Below are 16,301 nucleotides of genomic sequence, written 5' to 3'. Positions count from 1 at the left end.
AGTAGCAGAAAAAAAGGCCGACGCCCAATGCGTCGGCCTTTTTTTTGAATTTTTGCGTAAATGATAAATAAACTCATTCCGGTTTTTGCACGGTGCTGCGTCTTACTTACGTAAGCAGATAAATCGAGCCGGGCAGGGTAGCCACAGGGTTCAGTTTTCCCAGCCGTACACATTTTTACCGCTGCCCGGACAAACGATCGAGCCCGGGGAGGGGCCGGTCATCGACTTGCGACGTGTTGCCCGAGATGGCAGCCGATCCAGGCGGTTCACAGGTCCAGGCAGCGGCAGGGCACTCGGTTGCCCATGGATCCTATCCATTTCAATTAAAAATAGAGAGCACGATGTCAGCAATTCATGAGTTGAAACCTCTGTTCAAGGCCTTGGTCATTGCCCGAACCCTGCGCTCGCGTCGCTCGTTGGCCAGTCTGGGCATGGCTTGCCTGCTGCCGCTCAGCGCGCAGGTCCACGCCGAAGACTTCACCCTCGACATTCCTGCCCAGCCTTTGCCCCAGGCGTTGCAGGCGTTTGGCACGCAGACCAATCAGCAGGTGATCTACAGCGCCGATGATATGACCGGCCTGCGCAGCACACGCGTCAGCGGCAAGTTGAGCAGCGAAGCGGCGATTGCCCAACTGCTCAAGGGCACGGGCGTGCACTACAGCTTTGAAGGCAACACGCTGATGCTGGTACGCGGCAGTTCGACCGAGGGTCTGGAACTGGGCGCCACCACCATCAACGCGCAACAGGTGGGCGCGACCACCGAAGGCTCGAATTCCTACACCTCGAATGCCGTGACCATCGGCAAGGGCACCCACACCCTCAAGGAAATTCCGCAGTCGGTCACGGTGATGACCCGCAAGCAAATGGATGATCAGGATATCGTCGATCTCAAGGACGCCGCCAACAAGACCACCGGACTGGTCGGTGCCCAAGGCGTCGGCAGAGGTTTGATCCTCTCTTCGCGCGGTTTCCAGATCGATGACTGGCAGTACGACGGTGTGCCGATCCCGCGCAACACTTACGCGCTGGGCAACTGGGCCACGCAGGACTTGATTTTCTTCGACCGCATGGAAGTGCTGCGCGGTGCGTCGGGCTTGCTGCAAGGCACCGGCAGCCCGGGTGGCGCGGTCAACCTGGTGCGCAAGCGCGGTCAGGCCGTACCGACCGTGACCCTGACCGGCAAGGCCGGCTCCTGGGATCACTACGGTCTGCAACTGGACGCCGGTGGGCCGTTGAACCAGAACGGCACCATCCGTGGACGTTTCCTTGCCGACCAGGACGACACCCACACGTTCGTTGATTCCGAATGGTACAAGACCACCTCGCTGTACGGCGCGCTGGACTTCGATCTGAGCGAAGCCACCACCGTGGGCGTGGCGGTCAGCCAGTCCGACGGCGAATCGCGCGCGAATGTCCGCGGCTTCCCGCGTTACTCCGACAGTAAACCCATCGACCTGCCGCGCAGCACGTACACCGGGGCGAAGTGGAACCATTCGGATATCGACGTCACCACGCTCTACACCGATCTGGAACATCGTTTCAACGACGACTGGGCCTTCAAGATCGGCGCCGTGCGCATGACGGAAACCAACAAGGCGAAGAACCAGCGGGTGCAATCCACCGGCGATGGCATCAATCCCGATGGCAGCGGCGTGCAATACGCTGACTTCGTGACGGACATGGACTCCACCAAAGTCGCTCTGGACATGAACCTCACCGGCAAGTTCGAAGCCTTGTCCATGCCGCAGGAAATCATGGTGGGCGGCAACTATTCCAAATACACCTCGGACGACAAATACGCCCGAACCTTCAATGACAGCTCCGACAACATCTTCGACATTGATCACAACCGTCCGGAGATCAGCTACGAAGGCTTGATCAATAGCCCCGGTGGCCGTGGGACTCCCAGCCAATACGACATCCGCCAGAAAGGCCTGTACGGCAGCTGGCGGGTCAAGCCTGTTGAAGACCTGACCCTGGTGCTCGGCTCGCGGGTCAGTTGGTACGACTACAATTACAAGTCTTCGACCCAGACCGCGAGCGGCATTACAGAAGATCCAAAAAGCACCGCCACTGAAACCGGAGAAGTCACGCCCTATGCCGGTATCGTCTATGACCTGAGCCGCGAATGGGCGGTCTACGCCAGTTACACCGACGTATATACACCGCAAACCGAACGCGATACCGCCGGCTCGGTACTTAAACCGATTGTCGGTACTAACTACGAGATCGGTCTCAAGGGCGAGTTGATGGATGGCCGGATCAATACCTCCGTGGCCCTGTTCCGTTACGACCAGGAAAACCGTGCCGTTCTCGATACGCAGGGTGCACAAACCTGCGACGGTTGGTATTGCTCGACGGCATCGGGCAAAGTGCGCAGCCAGGGTCTGGATGCCGAAATCAGCGGCGAAGTGATCGACAATCTGCAACTGTTTGCCGGCTACACCTACAACACCACCAAATACCTCGACGACCCTACCAACGAAGGCAAAATCTTCAGCTGGTGGACGCCTAAACACATGCTGCGTGTGTGGGGCAATTATCAGATGACCGGCGACTGGAGCCGTGTGAGTACCGGCCTGGGCTTTACCGCACAAACCCACACGATAGGTTTCGACCACTCCGTCAACGTTCCGGGTTACACCGTGTGGAATGCTCGCGTCGGTTATCAGCTCACCCCGGAAATCGAGCTGGCGATGAATGCCAACAACCTGTTTGACAAGACCTACTTCGCAGCGGCCTACAACCAGATTAACGGCAACAACAACTACGGTGATCCACGCAACGTGATGTTCAGCGTGAAATACACACCGGAGTTCTGAGTCCTTTGCACTAGCGTCAAAGTCCCGGCCCGCGCCCTTTTACCAGGGGCGCGGGCTAATCTTGTAGCAGCTGCCGAGCAGCGCGAGGCTGCGAAGCAGTCGTGAAATCAGGCACTGCAGTCTGTCAGATACACCGTGCATTTAGGGTCTACGACTGCTGCGCAGCCGAACGCAGCCTCGCGCTGCTCGGCAGCTGCTACGGTATTACCTGAAGCACAAACAAAAACGCAGAAGCCATGGCTTCTGCGTTTTTGTTTGCCGTCGCTCGGTCAGCTACATGACTCGCCCTGGCAGCCGAGGAACACTTCGGTAAATGACTCCAGTAGCGACTCGGCGTAGATCATGCTGCGGTGCGGCAGCGGTGAGTGGATCGAGGTGTGCAATTGGCCTGTCACATTGTGGGCCCTGAGCAGTTGTTCCGAATACCGCACTTGCTCCAGGGTTTTATGCGACAGCGACCACCAGCAACTGACCTGGACCTTGAGCAGCGGCAGCGAGAATTGTTCGAACGCCGCCACCAGACGTTCATGTATCGCATAGGCTTGCGCGTTCATGATCTCTTGCTTGATGCCTTCCAGGGTCGCGATCATTTCCTGTTCCCCGGTCGCTGTCTGTTCGCTGGCCCAGCGATAGAAGGCCTTGAGGTCGGCCGTCGGGTTCCGGGCGATGAAGCTCGCCGCCGCCGGTTCCAGATGCGCGAACATCAGGTTGAAGACTTCGAGTGCTGCCAGCAGTTCGTTTTCCGCACTGAGGTGGTTCGGGTTGTCTTCTTCCAGAGGCTTGCGCGGCAGGTCGGCAGGCAGGTCACGTTCCGGCAGAGTGGTGTCAACGAGGCCGAGGAAGGTCACTTCCTTGCCCTGGCGCTCCAGGTGGGCGGCGACGTCCATGGCAATGGCGCCGCCCAATGACCAGCCCATCAATCGGTAGGGGCCGTGGGGCTGCTTCTCGACGATCTGTGCGCTGTAGTCGGCAATCATCTCGGCCCATGTCTGAGCGTTCGAGTCTTTGTCGGCAAAGCCCTTGTGCATCACGCCGAAGGTCCGGGCATGGGCACTGAGTTTTTTCGCCAGCGGCTGATAACAGAACACGATACCGCCGCTGGGGTGCAAGCAGAACAGTGGCGGTGCCGACGCTGTCGAGGCGTTGAGTTCGACCACGCATTGCACATGCTGCTGATGCTCCCGTGCGATGAATCTGGCCAGTGCCTGGACATTGGGATGAGCCAGCATGTGTTGCAACGCCAGTTTGATGCCCAGGCGCGCGTTAAGGGTCGAGATGAATTGAATGGCCAGAATCGAGTGGCCACCGAGTTCGAAAAAGTTGTCGTCCAGGCTGACACGCTCGACCTGCAACGCTTCTTGCCAGAGTTCGGCGAGCGCCTTTTCCAGTGGCGTTTCGGCAGCAATGAAGTGCCGCTGCGTCTGGCTGAGGTCGGGTTGCGGCAGGGCCTTGCGGTCGAGCTTGCCGTTGGGGCTCAACGGCATGGCGGCCAGTACCAGCAGATGACTGGGCACCATGTAGTCTGGCAGATTGGCCTTGAGCTCAGCCTTGAGGGTTTCGCGCAGGTCGAATTGTTGCTGCTCGCTCAGCGAGTCGCTTTGGGCCACGACATAGCCGACCAACTGCAAACCCACTGCGCCTTCCCGGGCAACCACTAACGCCTCGCGGACCTGCGGCGATCGCAGCAGGCATGACTCGATTTCCCCGAGTTCGATGCGGAAGCCCCGAATCTTCACCTGGTGATCCAGCCGGCCTGCATACTCGATCACGCCGTCGGAGCGATAGCGCGCCAGATCGCCGGTGCGGTAGAGACGACCGCCGCCCTGAACATCGAACGGGTCGGGGATGAAGCGCTCGGCCGTGAGCTCAGGTCGCTTGAAGTAGCCGCGTGCGAGCAGGTCGCCGGCAATCATCAGTTCACCGACGACACCCACTGGCACTGGCTGGCCGCCGGCATCGAGCAGGTAAATCGCCCGTCCGGCCAGAGGCTGGCCGATCGGCATGCTTTTGGGCAGGGCGATATGCCCTGTCACGTAGTCGCTGCAATCCAGCACCGTGGCGCTGACTGTCGTTTCCGTCGGCCCGTAGGTGTTCAGCAGCTTCACGTGCCCGAGGCCGGCCTTGCCCCAGGCCGCCACGCCTTCCGGTGGCATCGCTTCGCCACCGACGATCACTTGCCGCAGTGCACCGTAGTCGCGCTGACCGGCTGCGGCGAAGTCCTTGGCCAGCATGTTCCAGTAGGTGGTGGTCAGGTCGCTGACGCTGAACTGTTTGTCGAGCAGTTCGCGGTACCAGGTTTCACTGTCCCAGATATCCGGCCCGCGCAGCACCACCGAGGCGCCGCAGATCAACGCCGGGTAAAGCTGCTCGACAAAGGCATCGAAGTTGAACGTGGCGAACTGCAGGGACCGGTCCTGTGCGGTCAGGCCGAGAAACTCCAGCGCCACCTGGGCGTGACGGGTTAACGCCGCCTGGGTGATGCCGACCCCTTTGGGGCGACCGGTGGAACCGGACGTGAACATCACATACGCGAGGTTTTGGCCGGTGGTGCGGCAGGGCGGGTCAAGTGCGGGCAGCGTCCCCCGGACATCGATGTCGTCGACGCAGCGTCGCTGGACGCCGGGCATCGATGGCAGCCGATCCAGCAGCGAACGCTGGCTCAGCAACACGCTCAGGCCACTGTCTTCAATCATCCAGGCCAAGCGTTCCTGCGGATAATCGGGGTCCAGTGGCACATAAGCGCCGCCGGCCTTGAGCACCGCCAACAGGCTGATGATCATGTGCGCCGAACGCTCCACGGCAATGCCCACCAGCACTTCCGGTCCGACACCCTGTGCAATCAACGAGTGGGCCAGGCCATTGGCGGCGGCGTTGAGCTGGGCATAGCTGAGCTCAAGGTCGTTGAAGATCAGGGCTACCGAGTCGGGGGTTGCCAGCGCCTGGCGTTCGAACAACTGATGCACGCCGTCCTCAGGCATGGCTGACGCGGGCGGATTCCACTGCTGCAACTGAACCTGGCGTTCGTCGCTTGCCAGCAACGGCAATTCGCCGAGCGCGCGATCAGGATCATCGATCAGTGCCTGTAGTAGATTCTGCCAGTGCCGGGCCAGACGCTCGATGGTTACAGGGGTGTAGAGATCGCGGCTGTATTCCAGGCTCGCTGCCACGCCGTGAGGCGAGTACGTGACGTCCAGTGACACATCGAATTTGGCCTGGCTCGACCCCGCGTCAAGGAACTCCAGCGTCAGTCCGTCCAGATCGATGTGCGCCGGCTCTGCGCTGTCGGCACGCCAGTTGAACAGCACCTGGAACAGTGGATTGGCTTGCGCTCTGGCCTGCAATTGCAGGGCATCGAAACTCAACTCCAGCGGGTAATCCGCGTGGTCCAGCGCCGCCAGGGATTCACGGCGCAGGCGCTGCAGGAAATCGCTGGCGGACAGCAACGGATCAAGGCGTACGCGATACACCTGACTGCTGACAAAGAAGCCGACCAGCGCTTGGGTTTCGCTGCGATTGCGCGTGGCATTCGGCACGCCGACGGTAAAGTCCTGCTGACCGCTGTAACGGCTCAACAACAGTTGCCAGGCCCCGAGCGCGACCACGAACGGCGTCAGGCCCTGTTGCTGGCAGAAACGGTTCAGGGCAGCCGAAAGTGACCCCGGCAGTTCGAAATCATGCTTGCCGGCCGGATGGCGGTGTTGCGCGCTGCGGGGGAAATCCACCGGCATATCCAGGGTCGGCAACGGAGTGCCGAGGTAGTTTTGCCAGTAGTCGGCGCTGTTGGCGCAGGTTGCGCTATGCAGGTAGTCACCGCGTTGCCAGGCGGCGTAGTCGGCGTATTGAATCGCCGGACGTGGCAGCGGCGAGGCGTCTGCGTCGCTGGCCTGCGCGAAGGCACGGTTCAGGTCCTGCATCAGGATCGCATTGGACCAGGCATCGGAAACGATGTGGTGCATGTTCATCAGCAACAGATGCTCGTCGACCGAAATCTGCAGCAGTGTCGCCCGCATCAGCGGCGCCTGGCGCAGGTCGAACGGCGTGCCGGCCTGGGCCTCGATACGTAGCGCGATCCGGTTGGCGCGGGCTTCGTCCGACAGACCCGACAGGTCTTCATGGCCGAGCACCAGTGTTGCCTGCGCATCGACCACCTGCATGGCGCAACCATCGATTTCGACGAAGGCACTGCGCAAAATATCGTGACGCTCAAGTACCTTGTTCAGGGCTGTTTCCAGCCGCCGGGGCGCCAGGGGGCCGGTGATGCGCATGACACGGGGCAGGTTGTAGGCGGCGTTGTCCGGTGACAGTTGCTGGAGAAACCACAGCCGCTGCTGGGCGAAAGACAGCGGCGCCGGGCGCTGATTGGCGCGGGCGGTTATCCCCTGGGGTTGATCACCGGCATCGGCCAGCAACAGCGCCAGTACATCATCATCGATCAAATCGTTCATCGGGGCTCTCGTAGTCGGCGGTGGATCGTTCAGGCGGTCGCCAACGGTTTTTTTTGCGCGACGACTTTGCCGCCTTCCATTCGCACCAATTGGTCGGCGACATCGAAGTAACGGTCGTCGTGGGAAATGACGATGATGGTCTTGCCCAGGTATTTGAGTTCCGGCAACAGCTCGGTGTAGAAAATGCGCCGGAAGGCCGGGTCCTGGTCGGCCGCCCACTCGTCGAACACCAGCACCGGGCGTTCTTCCAGCCAGGCGTTCAACAGGGCCAGGCGTTTGCGCTGGCCGGTGGAGAGGTCGGTGGTGCTGAAGGCGCCATCGCGGATGCTGACCTTGTGCGAGATTTCCAGGCGTTCCAGGTAACGGTTGGCGTCTTCGGGAACGTTCTGCTCGCCTTGCACCAATTCGTCGAACAGGTAGTAGTCGGCGAAAATCGTGGTGAACAACTGGCGATAGTCGTCGCGGTCATGCGCCAGGACCGGCTTACCGTTAAGGATGATTTCCCCGCCCTGCGGCGCATACAGCCCCAGCAACAGTTTGATCAGCGTGGTCTTGCCGCCGCCATTCTCGCCGACGATAAACACGATCTCGCCCTGGGCGATGGACAGGTTGACTGGCCCGAGGGCGAAGGGCTTGCTGCCGTCCACCGCCGGGAAGGCGAAATGCACGTCGCGCATTTCAAGGTGTTCGACCACCGATTTCGGCGCGTCTTTGTCACTGAGCAGCAGGTGCGGTTCCGGCGAGGAAAACTGCTCCGCCAGGTCGGCGATGCGCTTGAACGCAATGTTGGCGCGGCTGACCACCGGCAGGGTGGTGACCAGGTATTCCATCGGGCCTTTCATGTACAGCAGCACCAGCACGAACCCGCTGAGCACCGCTTTATCGGTGCCCAGCCACAGCGATTGCAGGGCCAGCGCCAGGCCGATCACCACGAAAAACAGCATCGAGCCAAGGGTCTTGGCCACCACGAAGGTGTTGACCGCGCGGATGTGCGTGTTGCAGATGAAATCAGCGGTGCCTTCGATGCGTTGGCTGAACATGCGTTGGCGGCGCGGACGATGGATGCGCAGTTCCTTGGCGCCGGCGGCAATCGCGCTGTAGTGCTTTTGCAGTTCGTCCTCGGCTTCGCGAGCCGCCTGGAAACCCTTGATGCCCTTGGCCCGGGCCACGTATTGCAGCGCGGTGCCGATCACCAGGGCCACCAGCAGCAAGGCAAACATCGGCAACGACAGGTAGGCCAGGTAGCTCAGGCAGCCGAGGGTGACGGTGAACGCAATGGCCAGCGGCGCGAAGGAAAAGGCGAAATCACTGACGGTGTCGACGTCATGAGTCAGCACCGGAATCAGTCGATAACTGCGAAAGCGCTCGATCTGTTCGATCGGTGCCAACAGGACTTTTTCCCCCAGGGATTTACGCAGCCCGGCAATGATGTGCTGCCCGACATGGTTGGTGCCGATGTCCGACAAGATCGACGTCAGCAACGCCACCGCGCACAGGCCGATAAAGGTTGCCAACACCCGGGTCGACGGGGTGCCGGCGGCGTTCAGCGCGTCATTGATGGTCGCCAGTAACGCGGTGATGCTGAGGCCACCGAGCATGCCGAGCATGATCGACACCACAACGATGACCCGGAAAGGCCTGAGCAGGCCGAGGACTTCACTGAAGGCTCCGCGGGATTTTGAGGTCATGGAAGTTTCCGCTTCAAGTGCCGCTAAAGGGCAAAGGTTCAAGAGTTTGGCTGCTTAAAAGACGAAACCCGTGGGCGGCGATTTAGCCGCGCACGGGTTTGTTGCAGGTCATGCGACAGGAGGTGGGAGCCTCAAAGATCCCGCGCGACGCGAAAACCGAGCCAGTCGCCACGGGTGTCGGGGTAGGTGGCATTGCGGTTGCCCGAACGCGAGAACACCGGAGCTTCGCCCCAGTCATTGCCGCGAATGCGCCGGGCCGTGCATTCGCCGGTTAACCACGCGCTGCCATCGCTCGGTGCGCCGACGTAGTTGTCGTTGTAGCAATCGGCGGTCCACTCATAGACGTTGCCGTGCATGTCGTACACGCCGAAGGCGTTGGCCGGGAAGCTGCCCGCCGGTGAGGTGAAGTTGTAGCCATCGGCGGCACCGTAGGTGTTGGCGTGTTTGGCGATGCTGTATTCCTTGCCTTCATCGAACGGGAAGGGGAACGGGCCGCTGCTGCCCGCGCGGGCGGCATACTCACGCAGCGATTCGCTGACCAGTCGATAGTGCTTGCCGGTCTTCTTCGAGAGCCAGGCCACATAGGCATTGACCTCGGGGAAGTTCATGCACACCGCCGGATGCCTGGCCGTGCGTTCATAGCGCGGCACGCCAGCCTTGCACTCGCGGCCCGGGCGGGTGTCACCGTCGGGCATGACGTAACCGCTGTCGCGCAGGTACGCGTCCCACTCGCCGGCCAGCACCTGAAAGCGGCTGATGGCCAGCGGTTTGGCGAAGGTCACCGGGTGCAACGGACCTTCGTCGGACTCGCGGCCCACCTCATTGTCCGGGGTGCCCATGGTGAAAGTCCCGGTGGGCAGCACGACCATCTCAGGGCAGTCCTTGCAGTCCTTGAACACTTTGCCGGGCTGGGCGGGGGCGGCGGCCTGAGCGGCGCCCGGCAGCAGGCCTGCAACCACGGCGGCGAAGGCCAGTGCGGGGAGCGTCTTCAGGGAAAAGCTACGCAGCTCACTGTTCATCATTGCTCTCGATAAAAAGTTAAAAGGAATCAGGGGGGGCTGATGCCAGTCAGTCAAGTGAAGGCCAGACCTGTGGCGAGGGGGCTTGCCCCCGTTGGACTGCGAAGCAGTCCTGAAACCTGCAACCTCGTTCTGCCAGGCACACCGCATATGCCGGATTTGCGACTGCTTCGCAGCCGAACGGGGGCAAGCCCCCTCGCCACGGGTCTGCACTTGGCGCAGGCTTTTCTTAACTGACTGACATTAACCATGGGGCTGGTGATCAGAGCTGTTTGCCGAGCAACGCGATGAAGCGGTCAACTTCAGCTTCGCTGTTGAGCAGCCCCGGCGCGGCGCGGATCACCGGGCCCACGTCGCGCTCCACGGCATCGGCGATCACGCGGTTTTGCATCAGCCAGGCGGCGATCTTGTCGCAGCTTTTGCCCTTGACCCGGAAGAAGCTGAAGCCGGACGACAGCTCGGGGCTCAGGGGCGTGACCAGTTCGATCTGCGGGTGCGCTTGCAGGCGTTTTTTCATATAGCTGTTCAGCGTATGGATACGTGCCTGAACATCGGCCTTGCCCCATTGCAAATGCAGCTGGAAGGCTTCGTTCAGCGCCCAGCGGTGCTCGAACGAGTGGTAGCCGCCCGGCGTCATGGTGGTGGAGAAGGCCGTGGCTTCGGAGAAGGTCGGGATGATCGGCGTGACGTATTTGACCTCTTCACTGCGGCTGCAAACGATGCCAGTACCACGGGGGCCGAACAGCCATTTGTGGGTGCCGGCGATGAAGAAATCGCAGTTCATGGCCGGAAAACTCAAGTCCTCGACACCAAAACCGTGCACGCCGTCGACCAGGTAAATAATGCGATCGTGGTCGGCGCGATTGCGGTTGTGCTTGTCCACCAGCGCGCCGATGTCGGCGATCGGCAGTTTCACGCCGCTGCCGGAGTGCACCCAGGTCATGCCGAGTACACGGGTTTGCGGTTTGATGTTCTGCTCGATCGAGGCCAGGATCTCCGCTTTGGACACCGTCTGCGGATCCTTGAACAACCTGATCTTGCGCACCCGGGTGCCGTCCCGTTGGGTGCGCAGATCGAGAATGGTGTGGGTCGCGTAATGCTCGTGGGCGGTGGTGAGGATTTCCTGGTCGGGGCGCACATGAACGCCGCCGTAAATCATCGCCAGGCCTTCGGTGGTGCTGCCGGTCAAGGCGATCTGTCTGGCATTGGCTTGCAGGTAACGACCGGCCCAGACACGCACCTCTTCTTCACGCTGCTCGATCACGCCCAGGTCCCAGTCCATCGCCAGCCCGGGGTTTTTATCGAGGGCGGCACGGTGCATCTCGATCGCTTCTCGCACAGGCTTGGGGTGCGAGGTGATCAGGAAATTGGAGAAATGCAGGTAATCCGGATCCTGGTCGAACAGCTGCCGCAGCTGTGCCCATTTGTCCCCAGGCGGCGAGGGCACTGGCGTGGCGTTGGCGACGTTGTTCAGGCCGGCAGTCAACGGCAGGCCGGCGGCGAGGATCCCGGCCTGTTTCAGAAAGGTGCGACGATCGCTCATGGTGTGCTCGTGCCTTGTTGTGAAATCAGCGCTGGCTTGGCGGCTTTCTGCACCTGATCCCAGACCCGCAGGAAGTTGCCGCCCCAGAGCTTGGCAATGTCTGCTTCGGAGTAGCCGCGCGAGATCAGTTCCGCCGTGACATTGCGAATGTCACCGACGTTTTCCCAGCCTTTGACGCCGCCCCCTTCGTTGAAGTCGGAGCTGATGCCGACATGGTCAATGCCGATTTTTCGCACCGTGTAATCGATGGCGTCGCCGAGGTCCTTGAGGCTGGCTTTGGGTTCTTCTTCGAGAATCGCGTAGAGACGGCTGGCGTACTGGCCGAATTTTTTCTCGGGCCAGGCAGCGATGACCGGATCGCCCGGCATCAATGCCATGGCGAGGTTCGGCAGGGGCGGCAGGTCGAACTCTTTGCGCAGTTCGTTGAGTTTGTCCTGGGTGGTCTGGGTCAGCGGGCGCAGGTATTGGGAGAAACCGACCACCTGCACCACGCCGCCGCTGTTCTTGATCAGCTGCATTTCCTTGTCGCTGAGATTGCGCGGGATATCGACCATCGCCCGTGGCGCCGAGTGCGAAGCGACCATCGGTGTGCGGCTCAATTGCGCGACTTGCTCCAGGGCTTTGGTCGACATTTGCGACACGTCGATGATCACGCCCAGGTCATTCAGGCGATGCACCGCTTGCTTGCCCAGGTCCGAGAGGCCGTCGAGGGCATCCGGCGAATCGTTGAAAAACGGCAAGGGGCGCGAGGAGTCGGCCCAGTCGTTATTGCCGATATAGCTGAAGCCGAACATGCGCATGCCGCGTGCCGTCCACAGGTCCAGCAGGTTCAGGTCGTGGCCCAGCGGGTAGGCGTTGAGCATGCTGATGAAAATCGCGAACTTGCCTTCGCCGTGCAAGCGACGGAAATCGTCGGGGGTGTAGGCAATGGCGACCTGATTGGGAAAATCGCGGACCATCCCGGAAATAATCTTGTAGCGAATCTCCTGCTGGTTGCGCGCCTCTTCGACAAAACCGGCAGTGGGCTTGTGCGGCGCGTTGGCGCCATTCCACAGTTCCGGCCAGCCGAAAATCGTCAGGGCCGCGCCGGACAGGCGTCCGCGGTTGACCTTGACCAGGTCGAACTGGCCCTTGCCATCCTTGTCGGCTTCATTGCCCTGGGTGCCGAAGTTCTGCATCAGGCTGATGTGGCTATCGAAGGAGAGCATGCGCTCGTGCAACTCGTCGGCCTGTTGCATGACCTTGATCGGGTAACCGGGGTTGTCCTTGAACCCGTAATACCAGACTGCGAAGCCCGCGCCGGCGCTGATCGCCAGGGCCAGCGGCAGGCCGATGTAAAGAGCCTTTTTCGAACGTGGTTTTGTCATTGCCATCTCTGTCAGGTTCGCCGCCCCGGTGCAGGCGCAGGGGCCTTTGCTATCTGGGAGGAACGAGTGGCTGGCAGAAAAAATTAGGAGACAGCGAGATACCCTGTGGCGAGGGGGCTTGCCCCCGTCCGGCTGCGAAGCAGTCGTAAATCCGGTGCATGCGGTTTGCCTGGCGGAACGAGGTTGCAGGTTTCAGGACTGCTTCGCAGTCCAACGGGGGCAAGCCCCCTCACCACAGGGATTGTGTTTGGCACGCTTAAATTTCCCCCCACAACAAACGTTCTAGCTTGGATAAAGCCTGCTTCATGGCTGACACAGGTAGGGCAATGACGATTTCTCGACGATGGTTCATGGCAGGCTTGGCGCTGACTGGCGCTGCCGTGCCTGCGGCTTATTATGGGCATCGCGAATGGACGAAGCCGGACCCGACGATTACCCCCGGCGAGGCGACGGTCGACCTCGCGGACACCGCGGGTCAGCAGTTGGCCAACTCGCTGCGAGGCATCTGGGATATCCGCTTCGAAGGTTCGCAAGCGGGCCTCGACGGTTTACCGCAGCACGGGCTGGAGCTGTTTCTCGACATCGCCCAGCGCGGCCGTGGCCTGCGTGGCTGCCTCGATACCGCGCTGCAGTTACGCGGTGAAGCCGAGCCGCGTTACCGGGTGATCGGCGACCTGGTGTCGCCTGACGCCAGCCAGCTGTACTGGCGCCTGATCGATCGGCAATCGGCCAACGGCGCACCGACTTATGAGCTGGCGGTCACGCTCGATGAGGTCTGGGCCGATTTCGGCAATGCCGGCAGTGGCACGCTCAGCGGGCGGATTCTGCGTCTGGATCGCCCGCTCGGTTTGCCGGAACTGGACAATCGTTTTGTCGCGCGCAAACGGCTGTTTCCCGAAGCCCGTGAGCGTGTGGGGTTGAATCCGCCGTTGCTGGCGTGGCTGATTTCCCCCGAGCACCGTTTGTTCCACCAGCTCTGGCACGCCTCGCGGGACAAATGGCACAAACTCTCCAAGGACCAACAGGGCGCCTTGCGCGGCATCGGCTGGCAGCCGGGCCCGCGAGGCAATGAGCGCGATGCCCGGGGGCCGCGCAAAGACCGTAATGGCTCGGGGATCGACTTTTTCTTCATGCACCGGCACATGCTCGGCACGGCGCGTTCGATGCAGGACCTGCCGTCCTGGTCGAGCTTCCCGATGCCGCAGCCGGAGCTTGAGCGCGACCGTCAGGGCTTCGCCCGCTATTTCGACAATCACGATGGCACGGCGCTGCCGCCTACCTGGCTGGCCGCCGAAGACACCGAGTACACCCAGTGGGTCAGCGACATCAAGACTGCCGAGACCTACCACAGCAATTTTCAGGTGTGGGAATCCCGTTACCGCGACCCGCGTTATCTGTCGAGGCTGACCCTGGGGCAGTTCGGTTCGGAGGTGGAGCTGGGGCTGCACGACTGGCTGCACATGCGCTGGGCCTCGGTGCCACGGGATCCCTCCAACGGTCAGCCGGTGCCTTTTGCCCGGGATCCGGCGGACTTTGCCGCGCGCTGGTATGCGCCGGAAAACGACTTCCTCGGTGACCCGTTTTCATCCCACGTGAACCCGGTGTTCTGGCATTTCCACGGCTGGATCGACGATCGCCTGGAAGACTGGTTCCGCGCCCACGAGCGTTTCCATCCGGGGGAACTCAGTCGGCTTGAGGTCAATGGCGTGCCCTGGTTCGCTCCGGGGCGCTGGGTTGAAGTCGATGATCCGTGGCTCGGCCCGAGCACCCACGGTTGCAGCACCACGCCGGGATTGCAGGTCGGCAAGTCGGTGGAAATGGACCCGGAAACCATGAAGCTGGCGCTGCGCATTACCTTCGGTACGGATGAAAAGAAACTCGCGGATTTGTTCCGGCGAGTGCCGCAACGGCCGTGGTATGCGCGGAATCTGAAGGTCAAGCCGCTGAGTTCGTAAGCCAGGCACTTGTGGCAAGGGAGCAAGCTCCCTCGCCACACAGTTTTTGGTGACGGATAACCTCGATCAAAGCACCTGCCACCCCCCACCCAACGCCTTGTACAACGCAATGCTCGCCTGCAACCGCGACAACCGCAGTTGCACATTCGAGTCCTGCGCCGCATACAGCGTGCGCTGCGTTTCCAGCACCGTCAGCCAATCCTCGGCGCCAGCCTGATAGCGGCTTTGCGCAATGTTGAACGCGGCCTGGGCCTGGTTCAGTTCTTCGCGTTGCCACTGCCGCTGTTCATCCAGGCCGCGAATGCTGTTGAGGGCTTTTTCGACGTCGGCAAACGCATTGATGATCGCGCCTCGGTAGGCTTCCAGCAGTTCTTGTTGGCGGGCCGTGGCCTTGTCGCGCTCGGCACCGAGGCGGCCGTTGTTGAAGATCGGTGCGACCAGCCCGGCGGTGAGGTTGTAGAACGGGCTGCGCAGAATGTCGCTGGCCGTGTTGGCGCCCGAGCCGATGTCGGCGCTGAGGGTCACGGCGGGCAACATGGCTGCGCGCGCGACCGTGACGTTGGCCTGGGCGGCGGCCAGTTGCGCTTCGGCGCGGGCGATGTCCGGGCGGCGGCTGAGCAGTTCGCTGGGCAACCCGGCGTCGATGGCAGGCCACTGCAGTTGTTCGAAGGATTCGTGGCTGGGCGGCAGTTGCTGAACCGGCCGGCCAAGCAGGGCGGCGAGGCTGATCCGGGCGTCCTCGGCTTGCTGGCGAATCAGCGGCAGTTGCCGTTGTTGCGCCGCCACCAGGCTTTTCTGTTGCGCCAGTTCCAGTGCGGTGGTCGAACCTGAGTCGAAACGGGTCTGCACCAGCTTCAAAACGTTTTGCGCGTTGGCCAGGTTCAGCTCGGCAATGCGACTTTGTTCATCCAGCGACAAGGCTTGCGCGTAGCTGTTGGCCACGCCGCTGAGCAAGGTCAATTCAACCGTGGCCTGATCGAACTCGCTGGCGCGCAGCCCGAATTGCGCACTGTCCCGGGACGCGCGTTTGCCGCCCCAGAAGTCGATTTCGTAACTGGCGCTGAGGTTGGCGTCAAAGTAGTCCACGGCCTTGTTGCTGCTGTCGGCATCGAGTTGGCTGTAGCCGTTGCCGCGCAGCAGTTTCTGGCGGTTGGCGTTCATGCCGGCCTTGACCTCCGGCAGCTGCGAGCCGCCGGCAATCACCGTGTCGGCCCGGGCCTGATGCACCCGAGCGATGGCGGCGGCCAGGTCATAACTGCCGACGCGCGCCTGTTCGATCAAGCGATCAAGCTGCGGGCTGCCGAACTGCGTCCACCATTGTCGACTCGTCCGGGAGGCACTTTCATCGTGTGGCGATTGCCAGGCTGGCGGTGGTTGAATGCCGCTGTCCGGGCGCGCAGCCGGGTGGCTGCACGCGCCGAGTACCAGGCAAAGGGTCAACAGGCTCAGTTGCGGTTTCATA

Annotated in this window: 8 protein-coding genes; 2 read left to right on the top strand and 6 right to left on the bottom strand. The window is 61.6% G+C overall.

The window, feature by feature from the left end:
• The first annotated feature begins 341 nt into the window (after window positions 1–341).
• On the top strand, window positions 342–2,822 hold the full coding sequence (locus AC1RL4_RS07280) for a TonB-dependent siderophore receptor (RefSeq protein WP_230174109.1): 2,481 nt from the start codon (window positions 342–344) through the stop codon (window positions 2,820–2,822).
• Window positions 2,823–3,091: 269 nt separating this feature from the next.
• On the opposite strand, the gene AC1RL4_RS07275 is transcribed toward AC1RL4_RS07280, so the two are convergent.
• From AC1RL4_RS07275 to pvdM, 5 genes are all read right to left on the bottom strand, one after another.
• On the bottom strand, window positions 3,092–7,267 hold the full coding sequence (locus AC1RL4_RS07275) for a non-ribosomal peptide synthetase (protein ID WP_230175582.1): 4,176 nt from the start codon (window positions 7,265–7,267) through the stop codon (window positions 3,092–3,094).
• A gap of 29 nt (window positions 7,268–7,296) precedes the next feature.
• Window positions 7,297–8,955 carry a cyclic peptide export ABC transporter gene (locus tag AC1RL4_RS07270; RefSeq protein ID WP_230175581.1) on the bottom strand — a complete coding sequence of 553 codons (1,659 nt, stop codon included), beginning with the start codon at window positions 8,953–8,955 and terminating at the stop codon, window positions 7,297–7,299.
• Window positions 8,956–9,086: 131 nt separating this feature from the next.
• Window positions 9,087–9,974 carry a dihydropyoverdine dehydrogenase gene (gene pvdO / locus AC1RL4_RS07265; RefSeq protein WP_230175580.1) on the bottom strand — a complete coding sequence of 296 codons (888 nt, stop codon included), beginning with the start codon at window positions 9,972–9,974 and terminating at the stop codon, window positions 9,087–9,089.
• Window positions 9,975–10,236: 262 nt separating this feature from the next.
• Window positions 10,237–11,517 carry a pyoverdine-tailoring periplasmic protein PvdN gene (gene pvdN, locus AC1RL4_RS07260; protein ID WP_230175579.1) on the bottom strand — a complete coding sequence of 427 codons (1,281 nt, stop codon included), beginning with the start codon at window positions 11,515–11,517 and terminating at the stop codon, window positions 10,237–10,239.
• Window positions 11,514–12,884 carry a pyoverdine-tailoring dipeptidase-like protein PvdM gene (gene pvdM, locus AC1RL4_RS07255; RefSeq protein ID WP_230175578.1) on the bottom strand — a complete coding sequence of 457 codons (1,371 nt, stop codon included), beginning with the start codon at window positions 12,882–12,884 and terminating at the stop codon, window positions 11,514–11,516. Before pvdM ends, pvdN begins: the two co-directional genes overlap by 4 nt.
• 326 nt (window positions 12,885–13,210) lie before the next feature.
• Between pvdM and pvdP the strand changes: the two genes are divergently transcribed.
• On the top strand, window positions 13,211–14,839 hold the full coding sequence (gene pvdP / locus AC1RL4_RS07250; protein WP_230175577.1) for a pyoverdine maturation tyrosinase PvdP: 1,629 nt from the start codon (window positions 13,211–13,213) through the stop codon (window positions 14,837–14,839).
• Between the two features lie 66 nt (window positions 14,840–14,905).
• On the opposite strand, the gene AC1RL4_RS07245 is transcribed toward pvdP, so the two are convergent.
• A complete protein-coding gene (locus AC1RL4_RS07245; RefSeq protein WP_230175576.1) occupies window positions 14,906–16,300 on the bottom strand; it encodes an efflux transporter outer membrane subunit in 1,395 nt (464 codons plus the stop codon).
• Window position 16,301: the final 1 nt, after the last annotated feature.

The organism is Pseudomonas sp. GW822-FHT07A10 (assembly GCF_058798795.1).
Note: the sequence above shows the minus strand (reverse complement) of the source record. Positions and strands in the feature narration are given on the sequence as shown.

What these genes read in the sequence shown, in the direction of transcription:
- pvdO (WP_230175580.1), bottom strand. Translation starts at nt 9,974, where the DNA reads ATGAACAGTGAGCTGCGTAGCTTTTCCCTGAAGACGCTCCCCGCACTG.
- AC1RL4_RS07280 (WP_230174109.1), top strand. Translation starts at nt 342, where the DNA reads ATGTCAGCAATTCATGAGTTGAAACCTCTGTTCAAGGCCTTGGTCATT.
- pvdM (WP_230175578.1), bottom strand. Translation starts at nt 12,884, where the DNA reads ATGACAAAACCACGTTCGAAAAAGGCTCTTTACATCGGCCTGCCGCTG.
- pvdN (WP_230175579.1), bottom strand. Translation starts at nt 11,517, where the DNA reads ATGAGCGATCGTCGCACCTTTCTGAAACAGGCCGGGATCCTCGCCGCC.
- AC1RL4_RS07275 (WP_230175582.1), bottom strand. Translation starts at nt 7,267, where the DNA reads ATGAACGATTTGATCGATGATGATGTACTGGCGCTGTTGCTGGCCGAT.
- AC1RL4_RS07270 (WP_230175581.1), bottom strand. Translation starts at nt 8,955, where the DNA reads ATGACCTCAAAATCCCGCGGAGCCTTCAGTGAAGTCCTCGGCCTGCTC.
- AC1RL4_RS07245 (WP_230175576.1), bottom strand. Translation starts at nt 16,300, where the DNA reads ATGAAACCGCAACTGAGCCTGTTGACCCTTTGCCTGGTACTCGGCGCG.
- pvdP (WP_230175577.1), top strand. Translation starts at nt 13,211, where the DNA reads ATGACGATTTCTCGACGATGGTTCATGGCAGGCTTGGCGCTGACTGGC.